This is a genomic window from Pseudomonas sp. RIT-PI-AD, assembly GCF_025642785.1.
GTDB lineage: Bacteria > Pseudomonadota > Gammaproteobacteria > Pseudomonadales > Pseudomonadaceae > Pseudomonas_T.
The window spans coordinates 147448-164525 of the sequence record NZ_JANZKU010000007.1; the positions used below are offsets into that span (position 1 = coordinate 147448).

Consider the following 17078-nt stretch of genomic DNA (forward strand, 5'->3'; position numbering starts at 1 on the left):
CCTGGCGCGGCGGCTCAGCGCTCGATGCGGGTCAGGCGCCAGGGCAAGGCCCGGCGCAGCCTACGCAGGCCTTGTTTCAGTTCGTGGGGTCGTACCGCCTGGCCGGCGTAGCGCTGCCGCTCGTAGGCGTCGGCGAACGCCTGGATGGCCGTCGCCTGTTCCGGCAGGGCCCGGGTCGCCCGCTCGGCGAACGCGCGCGGACCCTCGCCCGCCTGGCGATGCAGGCCGTGGCGGGCCAGCAGCCTTTCGAAACGCAGGAACAGACGCACCTGCGGGTCCTGGCGGCCCTGCCAGGGCTTGAACAGCAGCAGCGCCAGCAGCCCGAGCGCCAGCCCACCGCCGCCCACCAGGCCCGAGGCGAGCACCCGCGCGTCCATACCGCCGAACCAGCGCTGGAAGAACTCCAGTTGCTGATCGCCCTGGTAACCGAGCACCCAGCGCTGCCAACCGTAGTTCAGCTCGTCCCAGGCCATGCGGGCAGCGTTGAGCCAACCGAGGTTGCGATAGCGCAAGGGGGACAGCGGCGACTCCTCGAGGAAGCTTCCTTCCGCCGCCAGCGCCTCCTCCAGGCCCAGCTCGATGCGCTCCGGCGCCACCTGAAAGGTGGGGTCGACGCTGGTCCAGCCCACCTCGGGTTGCCAGTACTCGACCCAGGCGTGGGCGTCGAACTGACGAACCTGGACATACTTGCCCGAGGCGTTCGGTTCGCCGCCCTGATAGCCGGTCACCACCCGCGCCGGCACCCCCGAGGCGCGCAGGACGAAGGTCATGGCGCCGGCGTAGTGGGCGCAGAAACCGCGGCGGGTATCGAAGAGGAAGGTGTCGATGTCGTCCGGCCCGCTTTCGCCAGGCCGCAGGGTATAGACGTAGGGCTCCCGGTTGAAATGCTCCAGCACCGCCTGCACCCGCTGCGGGACCTGGGGATAACGGGTCTGCAATTCAGCGGCCCAGGCTCGGCTACGCGGATTGCCCTGGGGTGGCAATTGCAGGTCGCGACGCAGGCTCTGCGCCGGTACCCCGCTTTCGCGCACCGCCTGGGGCCAGGAGGTGACCCGGTAGAGCAGCGAGCGGTCCATCGGGCGACGACGTTGCAAGCGGAAATCCGACATCTGCCGCGCGCCCTCGAGGTCGGTCTCGGCGATATCCAGGCTGAACAGCCAGGGTTGCGTGCTGGGCTGCATGACGATGCTGTAGCGCAACGGCGCGCCCTGTTTCCGCCAGGCGGGCGGCGGACCGGAAGCCTGCGCCGTGTAGGCCTGAGACCAGCGGCGCCCGTCGTAATGTTCGAAGGTCAGGGCACGCCAGTAGAGCTCGCGCCGCGGCGGAATCTCGCCTTCGAAACTCGCGCGGAAGGCCAGCTCGGCCGAGCGACTGAGTTCGGCGATGTCGCCGGGCGACATGTTGTCGGACAGCCCGGTCACGCCTTTTTCGTTGGGCACGGGCAAGGACCACAACGGCCCCATCCGCGGGAAGAACACGAACAGCAGCAACATCAATGGCAAGGCCTGGGCCATCAGGGTCGCGGCCAGGCGCAGGGTCGCGGTCGGCCGGTCGGCGGTCGCGGCGCTCTGCTGCAAGCCGATCGAGGCCGCCAGCAAGGCGGTGATCGGCAGCAGGCTGTACAGCGCGGAGAGGAGACCGTCGTCGAACAGGTAGGCGGTGACCACCACGAAGAAGCCCAGGAAGACCAACACCAAGGCATCGCGCTGGCTGCGCATCTCGACCATTTTCAGGATGAAGGCGGCGATCAGCAGCACCACACCGCCGTCCAGTCCCACCAGGCTTCCCCGGCTGAAATAGGCGCCGCCGCACGCCAGAACGACAAGGCCGACCTTGGCCCAGGCGGTCGGATAACCGGCGCGCATGCGGAAGATCTGCACCCGCCACGCCAGGCAGGCCAGCCAGAGCGGCAGCATCCACGGCGGCAGGTGCAAGAAATGCGGCAGGATCGCCAGGGATTGCGCCACCAGCAGCCAGGTCAGGCTGGCACGCGGGATCGTGTGTACGGCGCTCATGACTCGATGCCCCACAGCGCCAGCGCCCGCAGACAGGCGTCGCGATGGGCTTCTCCGGTATCCGGCGCGCGCTCCAGCCCTGGCAGGCGCAAGCCGAACGCCTGGCCCCGCTCGGAAAACGCCAAGACCCAATGGCACAACAGGGCCAGGCGCAACTCCGCATCGCCCTGCAGGCTGTCGTAGTCGAGCCACAGGTCACGGCCGCTCAAGGCGGCGAAATCCTTCACCAGCAACCCCTGGCCACGGGAATAGGCCTTCCAGTGCAGGCGACGTTTCGAATCGCCTGGCTGATAGAGTTTCAATCCCTGGTAATCGTCGGTGCCCTGGCCCTGGGTTCGGCTTCCGCCTTCCTGATCGTCGTCGCGCCCACCCGCCGCCAGCGGCAACTCCCCTGGAATCGGCTGCGGGTAAACCAGCGCGGCCTGTTCCAGATCCACCCAGCTCCAGGCCACCAGCACCCCAAGCGGGAAGCGCGTTTCCACCCGCAAGCGGCCAGGCCTCAGCCAGCCGCGACGGGTCGCGGGCAAGGCGAGCACGCATTCGCAGGTGCCTCGCGGGGGCACGTCGCTGACCTGTAAGGGTCGCGGCGGCCAGCCGAGGGCGATGGCCCGATGGGCTCGACCGGCACTCTCCAACTGCACGCGGAAAAGCGCCTCTTCGCCGACGAACACCGCATTGCCGCCGCCGGCCTTCAGCACCAGGGTGGCCAGGTTTCGATAGGTGTGCAGGATGGCGACGATGAACACCGACAGCAGCAGGAAGGTCATGCCATAGGCCAGGCTGTTCTGGTAATTGATCGCCGCCAGCAGCATCAGCAGCAGTGCCAGGCCGAAGGCGGCCCCCACACGGGTGGGAATGATGAAGATGCGTCGCCGATCCAGGGCGACACGGGTCGCGGGCGGGATCCGCCGCGCCAGCCAGCGGTTCCAGCGCAGCGAGAAGCGGGCGTTCACCATCGGCTCGCGCCCCGGGAGGAACAGGGGTCGCATGGACGCGGCCGGCTCACAGCACCGGCACTTCGCGCAGCAGCCACTGCACCAGGCCGCCCCCGCCGTGCCCGCTGGCGTCGGCTCGCTCACGGAGGCGATGGCCCACCACCGCACCGAGTACCGCCTGGACGTCCTCGGGGATCACGTAGTCGCGCTCGCCGAGGAACGCCCAGGCCCGCGCGGCCGCCAGCAGCGCCAGGCTCGCCCGCGGCGAGAGGCCCCAGGCGAACTGCGCCTGGCTGCGGGTGGCTTCCACCAGGCGCAGCACGTAATCCACCAGCGCGTCGCTGGCGCGCACGCGGCTCACCTCGGCTTGCAGCGCCGCCAGCTCGGCATGATCGAGCAGCGGCTCCAGGCGCGGCAGCAGTTCGCGTCGGGCCTCGCCGAGCAGCAGGGCTTTCTCCGCGGCCTTGGCCGGGTAACCGAGGGACAGGCGCATCAGGAACCGATCCAACTGCGATTCCGGCAAGGCGAAGGTGCCACCCTGGGTGACGGGGTTCTGCGTGGCGATCACGAAGAAGGGCTCCGGCAGCGGCCGGGTCGCGCCCTCGATGGTCACCTGGCCTTCCTCCATGGCTTCGAGCAAGGCGCTCTGGCTCTTCGGCGTGGCGCGGTTGATCTCGTCGGCCAACACCAGCTCGGCGAAGACCGGCCCCGGATGGAAGATGAACTGGCCGCTGTCCTTATCGAACACCGAGGTGCCGAGGATGTCCCCCGGCAGCAGGTCCGACGTGAACTGGATGCGCTGGAAACTCAGGCCGAGGATCTTCGCCAGCGCGTGACTCAAGGTGGTCTTGCCCATGCCGGGCAGGTCCTCGATCAACAAGTGGCCGCGCGCCAACAGGCAGGCCAGTGCCAGCCTGACCTGGGGCTCCTTGCCCAGCAGCACCCGATTCACCGCGTCCAGACAGGCATCCAGCTTGGTTCGCATCGTTCGCTCCTTCGTTAAAGACTGTCGATGCTACTGTCCGGCCGCCCGCGGGCAAAGCCGGATGTAACCTTTGCTCACGAAACGGGTTCGCGGCCGCTCTTCGTTTGGAAACCGCCAAGTCCGGACGTTTCGCCTTTTTCGGCTCGTGCAGCTTCCGCAAGCCATGCGGTTCGGGCCTGTACAGCGATAGTCTCGCCCCGTCTGAAGTCGATCACTTACAAAAAAGCCGTTTGCTTACTTGTGGCCAAGCCAATCGGCGACATCGTTACGGGAAAAAAAGGTCGATGACCTGTATAGACGATGGCAATTAGCCGATGAAGATGGATAGACTCACTCTCGCACCAAGGCTAGGAGCGATCAGGCGCACCAGATGCACGGGAGTGCCGCCTTTCATGTCAAGGAGACCGGCAAGGGAGCGCAAAACCGCCCATACCCTCCTGACAGGGATGGACGCCGCAGTGTCAATTCGAGCAGTAGACCATGCGTACCATGCGCTTCACGACGATCATCGCCGCCCTCTCGCTGTGCCTCGCGCCTGTGTGCCAGGCCGGCCAGAACCAGGGCGACCTGGACATCCGCATGACCATCCTCGAGGCCTGTCAGGTGTCTGCCGTCGCCACCTCCGACAGGCTCGCCCTGCGAAGTCCCCCGTGTGCCGATCGCGGCAGTTACCGGGTGCGCTACGACGCTGACGGCAGGCACATCGATCGATCCGGCGCTCAGCGCCACCTCGACCCCATAAAAGGCGGCACGGCTGGCGCGCCGATCCAGGTGACCCTCTACTGGTGAGCCGGGCTCACGCCGGCCGTTCGAGTTCGAAGGTGTCGCGGGTGAAGGTATAGGCCTTGCCGCCCAGGCGCCCGACCAGATCCAGCTTGCGCGGGTCGATCCGGCCCTTGGCATCCAGCACCGCGTCGTCCACATGGGCGAGCAGCACTTCGGCGAAGATCAGGTGGCAGTTCGGCGCATGCCGCGGATAGGGCTGGATCTCGGCGAGCCGGCACTCGAAGGCCACCGCGGCTCCCTCGACCCTTAGCGCCGCGACCCGCTCCGCCGCGCGGGTGGCGATGCCGCAACGCTCGAACTCGCTCACTTCGTACGGCAGCAGAGCGGCGCTGGCATTCATCGCCTCGACCTGAGCCGCCGCGACCAACTGGATTACCAGCTCGCCGGTCTCGCGCACATTCAGCAGGGTGTCCTTCAGCGAACCGTCGTCGCGGTTGCCGACGTTGACCATCAGGGTCGGCGGTTCGTCGCTGATCACCTGGAAGAAGCTGAAAGGCGCCAGGTTGTCGATGCCCGCCGCCGAACGGCTGGAAACCCAGGCGATCGGCCTGGGCGTGACGGTGGACGCCAGCCAGCGATAGGCGTCCAGGGGCGAGAGGGAGGCGAAGTCGAGACGCATTCAGCGGCCCGCCCTGGATTCGCGGATATAGAAGCGCGCCTTCTCGGCCTTCTGGGTGCAGCCTTCGAAGCGCTCGAACTGCTGCTGGGTCTTGGCCCCGGTGAGCAGGGACAGCGCCTTGGAATAGCTGATGGTGCCGGCGAAGCCCTCGGCCTTGGCCAGGTCCAGTTCTTGCCAGGCGCTGTCCAATTGGCTGGCACAACTGTCGCGGTAAGCCGTTCTCGCCGAACAGCCGCCCAGCACCAGGGCGACCAGCGACAACGCGATCCAGGATTTCATCGAGACACTCCTTCGGTATCGGAAAACGGAAAACGGCCGCTGTCCGATGACGGTCAGTACAGCCTGGAAGCCTGGCCGGGAGCCAGCCTGTCTCTGACTGGAGCCTGCCCGATACGTTCCGCGCGGGCGAAAACCCCGCGCAGGGAATCCGCCCGCGACCAAGGTCGGCCGGCCCCACCCTTGGCGGGCCACGCGCGGGCGCGTATGGTCGAGCGCTTTACCAAGGGGGGCGAAGATGGGCAAGCGAGTGGCGCTGGTACTGGGCTCGGGCGGCGCGCGCGGCTACGCGCACATCGGCGTGATCGAAGAACTGGAGGCTCGCGGCTACCGCATCGACTGCATCGCCGGCTGCTCCATGGGCGCGGTGGTGGGCGGCATCTACGCCGCCGGCAAATTGCGCGAATACCGCGAGTGGACCGAAAGCCTGGATTACCTCGACGTGCTGCGCCTGATCGACGTCAGTTTCCGCCTGGGGGCGATACGCGGCGAAAAAGTCTTCGGGCGCATCCGCGACATCGTCGGCGAAATCGATATCGAGGACCTGCGCATCCCCTATACCGCGGTCGCCACCGACCTCACCAACCAGCAGGAAATCTGGTTCCAGGAAGGCTGCCTGCACCAAGCCATGCGCGCCTCAGCGGCGATCCCCAGCCTGTTCACCCCGGTGATCCAGGGCTCGCGCATGCTGGTGGACGGCGGCCTGCTGAATCCCCTGCCCATCGTGCCGGTGGTGTCCAGCCATTGCGACCTGATCGTCGCGGTCAACCTCAACGCCACCAACCCGAAGCACTACCGCCTGCCGGTGCTGGAGCGCCCGCCGGCGATCAAGAGCCGCATCGACCTGCTGGTCGGCTCGCTGGGCTCGCGTCTGCCCTTCCTGCGCCGGGAACAGGAGCTGGACGGAGCCGGGGTCGTCGCGCCGAATCCCTGGCTGGACGAACCCGCCTCGCCCCTGGCCCAGCAACCGGCCGCTGCCCCGCAACGGGAAGGCGCTCCCAAATCCGCCAGCGGGTCGCGGGTCGCCGACATCATCGGGCCGGCCTCGCTGCTGGAGCTGATCAACCAGAGTTTCGAGGTGATGCAGACGTCCCTGGCGCAATACAAGATCGCCGGTTATCCCCCGGACATCCTGATCAACGTGCCGAAACGGGTCTGCCGCTTCTTCGAGTTCTACAAGGCGCCCGAGCTGATCCAGCTAGGCCGTCAGGTCGCCCGCGACACCCTGGACGCCTACGAACTCAATCACTGACCGGCCGGGACACGCCTGCCTGGGCGAGCCGGCCCGGCGTTGCCAGACCGATGAAGCTCAGAAGATCGACCAGCCGATCCGGCTGGACAGCTTCTCCAGGGCCGCAAGCCCGGCCAGCGAATTACCGGATGGATTCAATTCCGGCGACCACACGCAGACGGTGAAGCGCCCCGGCACCACGGCGACGATGCCGCCCCCGACCCCGCTCTTGCCCGGCAGCCCCACCCGGTAGGCGAAGTTGCCGGCCTCGTCGTACAGGCCGCTGGTGGCCATGATCGCATTGACCTGCTTGACCTGGCGGGGGCTGAGCACCTGTTCGCCGCTGTGCATGCAGTAGCCTTGGTTGGCCAGGAAGCAAAAGGCGCGCGCCAGGTCCGCGCAGCTCATGCGCAACGCGCAATGGTGGAAATAGCTGCGCAGCACGGCCTCGACGTCGTTGTTGAAATTGCCGAAGGCCTGCATCAGGTAAGCCATCGCTGCGTTGCGCGCGCGGAACTGGTACTCCGAGCGCGCCACGCCTTCGTCCGAAACCACATGGCTGTTGCCGCTCAGGCGCCGGACGAAGTCGCGCATGGACTGCGCCGGCGCGGCGAAGCGCGATTGGTTGATGTCGCAGATCACCAGGGCGCCGGCATTGATGAAGGGATTGCGCGGAATGCCGCGCTCGAACTCCAACTGCACCAGGGAATTGAAGGGCTGCCCGGAAGGCTCGTGGCCCAGGCGCCGCCAAATGTCCTCGCCGGAATGCTGGATCGCCTGGACCAAGCTGAACACCTTGGAAATGCTCTGGATGGAAAAGGGCACCAGCCCGTCGCCCGCGCTGTAGAGCTCGCCGTCGTTGCTGTACACAGCGATGCCCAGTTGGCTCGCCTCCACCCGCCCCAACGCCGGAATGTAGTCGGCGACCTTGCCTTGCCCGATCAGCGGGCGGACCTCGCTGAGGATTTCGTTCAACAGTTGCTGCATGCTGCTCATTCATCCTGACTCGGCGCGGCCGACCCGCGCGTCATCGCTAGACGCCCGCCGCGATCCGCGCATCACGGCCGCCCGCTAGCGACGGCGGAGTTGGACCGGGCGAAAACGCGCGGGTTTCGCCGTCCGGCGAAAACTCCAGGCGCGCGATCTTGTATCCGCTAGGTTACAAAGACGACACCTTGAGGATACCTGGACGCAACAGCATGAAGTCGCGCGACCCGGTTCCTGGGCCGAGGAAACCGCTTCTCATCCAGCCGCCCCGCCTCGGGCGGGCGTCCTTCGGAGTTCGGCATTGTGGAAAACCCGAGAACCACCCGCGCGCTGATCGTCGACGACAACGTCGAGCTGCGCGAACTGCTCGGCGGCTACCTGAGCCGCTTCAGTATCGACAGCGAGGCGGTCGGCGACGGCCAGGGCATGCGCCGCGCGATGGCCCAGAGCCGCTTCGACGTGGTGATCCTCGACCTGATGCTGCCAGGCGAGGACGGCCTGGCGCTGTGCCGGGAAATCCGCGGCAAATCCGGCATTCCGATCCTCATGCTCACCGCCCGCTGCGAACCCACCGACCGCATCATCGGCCTGGAACTGGGTGCCGACGACTACATGGCCAAGCCGTTCGAGCCTCGCGAACTGGTGGCGCGCATCCAGACCATCCTGCGCCGCGTCCGCGACGACGGACCGCGCAGCGAAAACGGCAAGCACATCCGCTTCGACGCCTGGCAACTGGACGGCGTCCTGCGCCAGTTGCAGTCCCCGGAGGGCCTGCTGGTGCCGCTGTCGAACGCCGAATTCCGCCTGCTCTGGACCTTCCTCGAATGCCCGCGGCGCGTATTGAGCCGCGAACAACTGCTGGACGCGGCGCGCGGCCGCTCGATCGAGGCCTTCGACCGCAGCATCGACCTGCTGGTGTCGCGGCTGCGCCAGAAGCTCGGCGACGATCCGCGCTCGCCGCGGTTGATCAAGACCGTGCGCGGCGAAGGCTACCTGTTCGACGCCCGCGAGATCGGCTGATGCGTTCCGCCGATACGCTGTTCGCACGCCTGTTCGGCCTTTCGCTGCTGGCCATCGTCCTGGCGCACCTGCTGGCGTTCGCCTGGTTCAGCCTGTATGCCAAGCCGCATTTCCCGCCACCACCGCCCGCTTTCCGGGGCGAATGGACGCAACGCCCGCCTCCCCCGCCGCCGCCATTGGGCGGCCCGCTGCTGCCGCTGCTGCTGCAGTCGATCACCCTGGTGATTGCCGCCTGGTACGGCGCGCGCCTGCTGAGCCGGCCGATCCGACGCCTGTCCGAGGCGGCCGAACGCCTCAGCGAGAACCTCGACAGCCCGGCGCTGGCGGAGGACGGGCCGATGGAGTCGCGCCAGGCGGCCCGCGCCTTCAACCTCATGCAGACGCGAATCCGCGAACAGATGCAGCAACGCGGGCGCATGCTCGCCGCCGTCTCCCACGACCTGCGTACCCCGCTGGCGCGGCTCAAGCTGCGCGTGGAACAGGTGGCCGACGATCCGCTGCGCGAGCGCATGGCGCGGGACCTGGATGAAATGGTCGGGATGCTCGACGCCACCCTGAGCTACCTGCACGAACAGCGCGCCAGCGAAGCGCCGCAGTGGTTCGACCTGCAGGCGCTGGTGGAATCGATGGCCGAGGACGCCCAGGAGCGCGGCCTCGACGTCCAGGTCGAAGGCCGCTGCGCGCCCCTGCGGGCGCAACCCATGGCCCTGCGCTCCTGTTTGAACAACCTGCTGGACAATGCCTTGCGCTATGGCGGCGACGGCGTACGCATCCAGTTGGCCGAGCGCGACGCCGGGATCGACGTGCGGGTCATCGACCACGGCCCCGGCATCCCGGCGGCACAGCGCGAGGCGGTGTTCGAGGCGTTCTTCCGCCTGGAAGGCTCGCGCAATCGCAACTCCGGGGGCGTCGGCCTGGGCCTGACCATCACCCGCGAAGCCGCGCGGCGCCTGGGCGGCGACATCCGCCTGGAGGACACCCCCTGCGGCGGCCTCACCGCCGTGCTGTGCCTCCCCCGCTCCTGAGGCGCCTGTATGAAAGCGGATACAGACTGCACATATCGCCGACATGCGCCGGGGGCAGCCTGGCAATACCGGAGGACCCTCTCCGGTTTCGCCAACGTCTAGAGGAGCGAATGCCATGATCGGTGGTATCAGCGGCAGTTCGGGGTACGGCGCCTATCGCTCGACCCTCGCGAATCTCTCGTCCACGGCGCGCTCTGCCGCGAATACCGGCAATACCAGCGCGTCCGGTTCGGGAGGAGGAAAAATCCAGGAAAAGCTGTTCGCCCTGCTGGACAGCAACAGCGACGGCACGGTCGCCAAGGATGAATTGAGCAGCGCCATCGACGCGGCTCAAAAGAGCGACAGCAGCCTGAGCGTCGATATCGACGATCTGTTCAGCCAGCTCGATGCGAACCAGGACGGCAGCCTCGACACCTCGGAGACCGCCGCCCTGGCGCCGCCTCCACCCCCGCCGCGCGATGGCGGGCAGGCCGACCAGGACCTGTTTGCCGCCCTGGACGCCGACGGCAGCGGCGGCATCGGCCAGGACGAGTTGAGCAGCGCGCTGGGCGTGGCCAGCGACGACAACGACGCCGCCTCGCTGTTCGCCGCCCTCGACACCGACAGCGACGGCAGCCTGAGTCAGACCGAAAGCGCTGCGTTGAACGCACCGCCTCCCCCGCCGCCCGCCCGGGATGCCAGCGCGAACGGCCTGGACAGTGACGGCTTGTCCAAGTTGTTCAGCGCCCTGGACAGCGACGGCAGTGGCAGCGTCAGCCAGGACGAGCTGGGCAGCCTGTTCGGCGGCAGCGGTAGTGGCAGCGGCGCGTCGGCCGGCACGGATGAGAGCGGCAGCGCCTCCCAGGAAGGCTCGGCCTACGCCAAGCTGCTGGCCAATCTGGTCAAGCACTACCAGAGCGACGTCGATAGCGCGGTCAGCCTGGGTAGCCAGTTGAACCTGTCGGCCTGACGTGGGCGGGAGATGGTGAAACGAGTGCCGCCCCGAAGGTCGCGACGGAAGGGTCCCGACCTTCGCCTACCCCAGGCTTCGCCAGCGGACGCTTCAGGTCCGGCCGGGTGTTCGCGGCTTAGCCGTCACTCGGCTTCCGGCGCCGCTTCGTCTTCGTAGGGCGGCTCGTCGGGTTCTTCGCCGCTGTCTTCATCGGCGCCCTGCGGGAGGACGCCGGCCGGCGCGCCGGCCATGCCCAGGAAGGTGTCGAGGAAAGCCTGCAGGCTGGAGCGATTGCCATTGAAATCCACCTGGCCGTCGGCGTAGGCGAGGCTGGACACCAAGTCTTCGCCTTGCAGGGTCGCCATGCCGGTGGCCAACGCCATGCCGCTGGCCATCTCGGTCGCCGCCGCAGCCTCCTGGGCGATGGCCTGCGGGTCGCTGCTGTCGCTCTGCAAGGCGGCCAGGTCGCCGATGCTTCCCTTGGCCACCGACAACCGCGCATCCAGCTTCTCGATGATCTGCTTGGCCAAGCGGTCGGCGGGCTGCTCGAAGGAATCGGGCTGCGCCAGGTTCAGCGACAGGTTGAAGCGGCTTTCCCCGTGGGGGGTTTTCAGCGACAGCGTCTCCAGGGCGACGCTCGGCTTGGCGGCCAGCAGACGCTTGAGGTCCGCTTGCAGGCGGACCTTTTGCTCGGCGCTGAGCTCGGCGTTTTCTTGCCCCTTCACCTGAGTCTGCGCCGCGTACGCCGTATAGAGTTCGCCGAGGGACTTCAGCGCCGCGCCGTCCAGGTTCTTCAGGCTCCAGATCATCTGCAGGGCGCCGACGTCCTTGCCGTCGTAGCCGAGCATGCCGATGTCGTAGCCCATCCGCGCGGCGACCTTGTCGCCTTCCTGCTGCAAGCTGTCGTTCTCGACGAAATCGCGGAAGGTGATCGGCGGCTTGCCCTGGGCGGCGATCTGCGCCTGCTTGATCCGCACCTCGCTGGCACCCAGGTAGAGATCCTGGAGGCCCTTGCTGTAGTCGCTGCTCAGCTGCAAGCCGCTGATCGCGAGGTCCACCGGGCCGGTGGTCGACTCCTGGGCCGTCATACGCAGGCTGTCCATGCGGGCGTCGAACTTCATCCGCTGGGCCTCGCGGGTGTTGGAATGGGTCACCTCGAGGCCGGAAAGCGTCAGGTGGGTCTGCGCATCGAGATCGCTGTCGAAGGGCAGCAGCTTGCCTGTGCCTTCCACGGATTCGTCGTAGCCGATGCTCGCCTGCCCGACCAGCGGCGACGCTCCACCGGTGGCCTCGAACCACTTGTCCACCAGGGGATTGCGCTCCAGGCGATAGTTGCTGGCGGCCATCACCGGCATCAGCTTGAGGGCTTTCAGCCGCGACAGCGGGAAGGGACCGTGGTCGATCTCATCGACGAGCAGGAGCTCGACGTCGCGCATTTCGCCCTTCAACTCGCCCTTGTAGGTGAAGCGATAGTGCGCGGTGCTGCCGAAAACGCCGGTCTCCAGCGAGGTCAGCTGGAGGCCGGCGCCCGGCATGACACCTTGCAGCGCCTGGTTCGCCTGGACGAGCGAGGTCTGCAGCACCCCTTCCAGGCGGCTGCCGGTGTACCAGGCTGCGGCGGTGATGGCCGCGCCGGCGACTACGATGATCCCTACAGCGATTCCTGCTGATTTATTCATGAAAGGACTCTGAACGTTTCCATTGGAGGTGATGGACGCCCGCGCGGACGCGCCGGCGTTGGGCCGCTCACGCGGTGGGCGGCAGCGATTGGCGCGGCTCTCCGGCCAGCCAGTCGGTGATCAGGCTGTAGGCGACGGCCAACAGCGTCGGGCCGAGAAACAGCCCCATGAAGCCGAACGCGAGGATCCCGCCGAACACGCCCAGCAGCACCACCACCAGGGGCAGGTTGCCGCCGCGGCTGATCAGGTAGGGCTTGAGCACGTTATCCACGCCACTGACGATGAAGGTGCCCCAGATCCCGAGGAAGATCGCGTAGCCGTATTCGCCGTGCCAGAACAGCCAGGCGGTGGCGGGTACCCAGACCAGCGGCGGTCCCATGGGGATCAGGCTGAGCAGGAAGGTCAGGATGCCCAGAACCAGGGCACCGGGGATGCCGGCGATCCAGAAACCGATGAGCGCCAGCGCGGCCTGGGCGGCGGCGGTGCCTATGACACCGTTGACCACGCGCTGCACGGTACCGGCCACCAGCGCCAGGTAATGTTCGGCGCGCTCGCCGATCAGGCGTTCGAGGGCGCGGCGCACCAGCTCGGCCATGCGCGGGCCGTCGCGGTAGAAGAAGAACACCAGGGCCAGGCTCAGGCCGAGTTCCAACATGCCGCCGCCGATCTGCGCGCTGCGCGCCAGCAGCCAGTTGCCCATCAACCCCATGTAAGGCTTCAGGCTGGCGAAGAACGCCGCGCCCTGTTCGTCGATGGTCTGCCACAGCTGCACCAGCCGCCCCCCGACCAGGGGAACGCCGGCGAGCCAGTCCGGCGGCTGCGGAAAGCCGTCCACCTGGATGTTCTTCACCAGCTCGGTGGCGTCGCGGATGTGGTCGGCCAGGTTGAACCCCAGCCACACCAGCGGCAGCGCCACCAGCAGCGTCCAGCCGGCGGTGAGCAGCGCCGCCGCGGCGGTGTGCCGGCCGCCCAGCGCGCGGGTCAGTAGGCGCATCAGCGGCCAACTGGCGAACGCCAGCACGGCGGCCCAGAACAGCGCCGACCAGAACGGCGCCAGGACCCACACGCACGCGCCGAGAAGGCCAAGCAGCAGGATCTGCACCAGCAGACGGTCGTTATTGAACATGATGGCTCCGGGGCGGCGGAAAGGCGGGGCTATGCTAGCGGCTTAGCCATCGCCAGGGGGGACACAGGTCTCGATCAGCGCAACCAGGTCAAGCGAAGGCGCTCGCTGGGCGTTTCGTCCAGCTCCAGCCGGGCGCTGCGCACACCCGCCTCCACCAATGCCTCGCGCCAGCGCTCGGCTGCCGGACCGGCGATGGCCACGCGCAGGGAAGTGTCGGTGCGCAGGGTTTGCGCGAGCAGTTCCAGCCAGGGCGCCTCCGGCTCGCCCGTGGCCTGCTGCAAGGTCAGGGTGCCGCTGGCGCGCAGCTCGCGCAGCAATGTCGCGGCGTTGGGCAGCAGGTCGCCCAGGGGCGCGCTGGCATCCAGTTGCTCGGCATGCAGGTAGGCCCGGCGGTTGCCCCGGGTGATCGAGTAGAGGGCCAGCAGGCTGTCCTGGCGCGGGCTGGCCAGACGCAGGAGCAGATAGGCCTGTTCGTCGTCGGAACCATAGAGTATGGGATTGCCGAAGACCGTGTTGGCCCACAGGCTGCTCGATCCGCAGTCGCGGCCCTGACACCAGTACAGCGGCTCCGCACCCTGGGCGAGCAGCGCCTGGCGGGCGAAATCGAAGGCCTCGGTGGCCGAATGCCCGCTCGGCAGCAGGTAGGTCACGGCGGTCTGCCGGCCCTGCACATCGACTTTCCGCTCGTAGCGCAATTGGTTGCTGATGCGGCGGATCGGCCCGAGCGGATAGATTCGCTCCACCGCGTCGCCTTCCTTGAAGACGGCGATTTCCGCCTGGGGATAACGCGGCAACGTCTCCGGGTCGTGGCTGCCCGGCGGCTCGGCCGCTTGTACCGAAGCGAGCGACAGCAGCCCCAGCAGGGCCGGCAAGTATGAACGCATGGTGCTCCTCAGCGCGTCAGGATGGTTTGTGCGCTGGCAACCAGCTCGTCGCTCGCTTGTAGCGGCTTGGGAATCTGCAGGCCACGCTGCACCGCCGGCCGCGCGTCGATCGCCGCTATCCAGCGCTGCAGGTGGTCGAGGCCTTCCAACGAGACGCCGGCCCAGCCGTGCAACCGTACCCAGGGATAGGTGGCGATGTCGGCGATGCCGTAGCTGTCGGCGAGGTATTCGGCTTCCGCCAGGCGCCCGTCGAGAACCTCGTAGAGGCGCCGGGTCTCGTTCTGGTAGCGGGCGATGGCGGCGGGGAGCTTTTCCGGGAAATAACGAAAGAACACGTTGGCCTGGCCTTGCATCGGGCCCACCCCGCCCATCTGGAACATCAGCCACTGCACCGCCCGGGAACGGCCCTTGGGATCGCTCGGCAACAGGTGCCCGGTCTTCTCCGCCAGGTACAGCAGGATGGCGCCGGACTCGAACACTGCAAAGTCTTCCTCGCGATCGACGATGGCCGGGATGCGCCCGTTGGGGTTGATGCGCAGGAAGGCGGGGGTCTTCTGCTCCTGCTTGTCGAACGACAACGCATGCACCTCGTAGGGCAATCCCAACTCTTCGAGGGCGATGGAAATCTTCTGGCCATTGGGCGTGGCGGCGGTATAGAGGTCGATCATCGGGGGCTCTCCTGTCCGAGCCGCCAGCCTCCGCACTTGCCCCAGGCAAGTCAAGGCGCCTTTGCCACAGGGTTTTTCCTGTCCGCCTAGGCGCCTTCGAAGAAGCCCTCGAAACAGGCGGCCACCGCTTCGGCGCCGGCCTCGTCGTCGAGGTGCAGATGGTGCCCGCCGGGCACCCGGCGCATGTCCATCGACAAGCCCTCGAGCAAACCGGCGACCCGCGGTTCCTCCAGCAGGATGCCCCGCTCCGCCACCACCAACCGGGCCGGACAGCGCAAGGCATCGAGCAGCGCCAGCGCATGGGCGTGGGTGAGTCGCAGCGGCGACGGTAAGGTCAGCCGCGGGTCGCTGCGCCAGGTATACCCGCCGGCCACCGCCATCAGCCCGCGCTGGGCGAGCAATTCGGCGGCCTCGCGACTGACCGCACCGGTGGACTTCATCCGCGCGGTCACGGCGTGTTCCAGCTCCGCATAGATGGGCTTGCGCTTGCCGGGCAGGGCCAGTTGCGCCCGCAATGCGTCGCCGAGCCGGCGCGACGTCTGGTCGGCCTCGCCGGTGGGCGGTATCAGGCCGTCGATCAAAGCCAGGCGTTCGACCCGCTCGGGCAGCGCCGCGGCGAGCATCACCGAGACGATGGCGCCCATCGAATGCCCCAGCAGGGAGAACCGCTCCCAGCCGAGGAACGCCGCCACTTCCAGCACGTCGTGGACGTTGTCCCAGAAGGAATAGCTGCAACCCACCGGGCGATGGGCGGAATAGCCATGGCCGGCGAAGTCCAGGGCGAGGATGCGCACGCCTTGCAGCTTCGGCGCCAGGCGGGCGAAGCTGGCGGCGTTGTCCAGCCAGCCGTGCAGGGCGATCACCGGTTTGCCGTGCTCGGGCCCATAGAGCCGCGCGGCCAGTTCGATGTGGGGCAGGTTCAGGCGGACTTCCTCGACCACGGTGCTCATGCCGTCGCCTCCTGGTTACGCCCTTGCCAGCGGCCGAACAGCGCCTTGAGCAGTTCGGCGGTTTCCTGCGGCCGCTCGAGCGGGAACATGTGCCCACCGGGCAGCGTCAGGTATTCGCCATGGGGAATGCGCGCCACCGGCCGTGCGTGGTGCGGCAATACCACCCGGCTGTGATGGCCGCGCACCACCGCCAGCGGCACCTTGAGCTGGCGCGGTCGGCCGGGGCTGCGATGGGGCACGCTGCGGTAGATGCGGATTTCGGTCTCCGGGTCGAAGGTCAGCCGAAGCTGCCCGGCTCGCGGCGCTAGGGCGTGACGCACGTAGGCCTCCAGGCAATCCGGGTCGAAGGCGCGGAACAGGCTCTTGCCGGCGAAGTAGCGGCGCGCCTCGTCGAGGTCGGCGAACACCTCGCGACGCCCCAGGGTGCGTCCCGCCGGGGTGATGCGGTCGATGAAGCCGAAGCGTTTGGCGGCGCGGATCACCAGGCGATCGGCGAAGGTCAGCACCGGGGAATCGAGCATCGCCACGCCCCGGTAGAGGTCGGGCCGGCGCAACGCGGCATGGTAGTGCAGCACGCCGCCGAGGGAATGCCCCACGCCCCACACCGGCTCGCCCAACGCCGACAGATGCAGCAGCAGTTCCTCCACCAGGCCCTCCCAGTTGTCGTCCACCGGAAACCGCGGGTCGTGGCCATGCTGCGGCAGGTGATGCACGTGGAAATCCGGCGCCAGGGCGGCGAACAGCTTGCCGTAGGTGGCCGAGGGAAACCCGTTGGCGTGGGCGAAGAAAATCGGTTCGGACATGATCGGACTTCTGCTCGATAGGCTGCCGCGATTGTCCAGCAGGCACCGGGCCCAGGCAACGTCCGTAACTGCCACTGATGAGGGCGCAAAGGCCAAATCCAATGGTCGAAGGCCGGTTCGGCGTCGCGAGAGCGGACGGCGATCAGGGTCCGCCACAC

The 17078-nt window shown here is 67.7% G+C and carries 17 protein-coding genes; 5 read left to right on the plus strand and 12 right to left on the minus strand.

Features of this window, described 5'->3' with window-relative positions; all coding sequences use genetic code 11:
- Positions 1-14: 14 nt before the first annotated feature.
- From OGL92_RS08865 to OGL92_RS08875, 3 genes are read right to left on the minus strand one after another with little or no spacing between them, the layout of a single operon-like run.
- A complete protein-coding gene (locus OGL92_RS08865) occupies positions 15-2015 on the minus strand; it encodes a DUF3488 and transglutaminase-like domain-containing protein (protein WP_263142853.1) in 2001 nt (666 codons plus the stop codon).
- The gene (locus tag OGL92_RS08870; protein WP_263142855.1) at positions 2012-3004 is read right to left on the minus strand and encodes a DUF58 domain-containing protein; all 993 of its coding nucleotides are present in this window, start codon (positions 3002-3004) and stop codon (positions 2012-2014) included. Before OGL92_RS08870 ends, OGL92_RS08865 begins: the two co-directional genes overlap by 4 nt.
- A 13-nt stretch (positions 3005-3017) precedes the next feature.
- Complete coding sequence (locus OGL92_RS08875; protein WP_263142857.1) at positions 3018-3935, minus strand: AAA family ATPase; 918 nt, start codon at positions 3933-3935, stop codon at positions 3018-3020.
- Between the two features lie 480 nt (positions 3936-4415).
- Here OGL92_RS08875 and OGL92_RS08880 point away from each other — a divergent pair, with 480 nt between their 5' ends.
- A complete protein-coding gene (locus tag OGL92_RS08880; RefSeq protein ID WP_263142859.1) occupies positions 4416-4724 on the plus strand; it encodes a hypothetical protein in 309 nt (102 codons plus the stop codon).
- A gap of 7 nt (positions 4725-4731) precedes the next feature.
- Here the strand turns inward: OGL92_RS08880 and OGL92_RS08885 are convergent, their stop codons facing one another.
- The gene (locus OGL92_RS08885; protein ID WP_263142860.1) at positions 4732-5340 is read right to left on the minus strand and encodes a flavin reductase family protein; all 609 of its coding nucleotides are present in this window, start codon (positions 5338-5340) and stop codon (positions 4732-4734) included.
- Positions 5341-5619 carry a hypothetical protein gene (locus tag OGL92_RS08890; RefSeq protein WP_263142861.1) on the minus strand — a complete coding sequence of 93 codons (279 nt, stop codon included), beginning with the start codon at positions 5617-5619 and terminating at the stop codon, positions 5341-5343. It abuts the gene before it with no gap.
- 235 nt (positions 5620-5854) lie between these two features.
- Here OGL92_RS08890 and OGL92_RS08895 point away from each other — a divergent pair, with 235 nt between their 5' ends.
- Entirely contained in the window at positions 5855-6868 is a 1014-nt protein-coding gene (locus tag OGL92_RS08895) for a patatin-like phospholipase family protein (RefSeq protein ID WP_263142863.1), read from the plus strand.
- A gap of 57 nt (positions 6869-6925) precedes the next feature.
- Here the strand turns inward: OGL92_RS08895 and glsB are convergent, their stop codons facing one another.
- Complete coding sequence (gene glsB / locus OGL92_RS08900; protein WP_263142998.1) at positions 6926-7834, minus strand: glutaminase B; 909 nt, start codon at positions 7832-7834, stop codon at positions 6926-6928.
- A gap of 300 nt (positions 7835-8134) precedes the next feature.
- On the opposite strand from glsB, the gene OGL92_RS08905 reads away from it, so the two are divergent.
- The 3 genes from OGL92_RS08905 (at position 8135) to xopAW (ending at position 10828) form a co-directional block, all read left to right on the plus strand.
- Complete coding sequence (locus OGL92_RS08905; RefSeq protein ID WP_263142999.1) at positions 8135-8854, plus strand: response regulator; 720 nt, start codon at positions 8135-8137, stop codon at positions 8852-8854.
- Positions 8854-9879 (plus strand): ATP-binding protein, encoded by a 1026-nt coding sequence (locus OGL92_RS08910; protein WP_263142864.1) that lies wholly within the window; start codon positions 8854-8856, stop codon positions 9877-9879. The genes OGL92_RS08905 and OGL92_RS08910 overlap by 1 nt, the downstream gene beginning before the upstream one ends.
- A 115-nt stretch (positions 9880-9994) precedes the next feature.
- Positions 9995-10828 (plus strand): XopAW family type III secretion system calcium-binding effector, encoded by an 834-nt coding sequence (gene xopAW, locus OGL92_RS08915; protein ID WP_263142868.1) that lies wholly within the window; start codon positions 9995-9997, stop codon positions 10826-10828.
- Positions 10829-10953: 125 nt separating this feature from the next.
- Here the strand turns inward: xopAW and OGL92_RS08920 are convergent, their stop codons facing one another.
- The 6 genes from OGL92_RS08920 to OGL92_RS08945 all read right to left on the minus strand — a co-directional run bounded on the left by OGL92_RS08920 (position 10954) and on the right by OGL92_RS08945 (position 16920).
- A complete protein-coding gene (locus OGL92_RS08920; RefSeq protein ID WP_263142869.1) occupies positions 10954-12489 on the minus strand; it encodes a YdgA family protein in 1536 nt (511 codons plus the stop codon).
- Between the two features lie 67 nt (positions 12490-12556).
- Positions 12557-13615: an AI-2E family transporter gene (locus OGL92_RS08925; protein ID WP_263142874.1), complete on the minus strand. Its 1059-nt coding sequence runs from the start codon at positions 13613-13615 to the stop codon at positions 12557-12559.
- Positions 13616-13689: 74 nt separating this feature from the next.
- Positions 13690-14499 (minus strand): DUF4892 domain-containing protein, encoded by an 810-nt coding sequence (locus OGL92_RS08930; RefSeq protein ID WP_263142877.1) that lies wholly within the window; start codon positions 14497-14499, stop codon positions 13690-13692.
- Between the two features lie 8 nt (positions 14500-14507).
- On the minus strand, positions 14508-15167 hold the full coding sequence (locus OGL92_RS08935) for a glutathione S-transferase N-terminal domain-containing protein (RefSeq protein WP_263142879.1): 660 nt from the start codon (positions 15165-15167) through the stop codon (positions 14508-14510).
- Positions 15168-15253: 86 nt separating this feature from the next.
- Positions 15254-16117, minus strand: coding sequence for an alpha/beta hydrolase (locus OGL92_RS08940; RefSeq protein WP_263142881.1), 864 nt, complete (start codon positions 16115-16117; stop codon positions 15254-15256).
- Positions 16114-16920, minus strand: a complete 807-nt coding sequence (locus tag OGL92_RS08945; RefSeq protein WP_263142882.1) for an alpha/beta hydrolase — start codon at positions 16918-16920, stop codon at positions 16114-16116. The genes OGL92_RS08940 and OGL92_RS08945 overlap by 4 nt, the downstream gene beginning before the upstream one ends.
- Between the last annotated feature and the right edge of the window lie 158 nt (positions 16921-17078).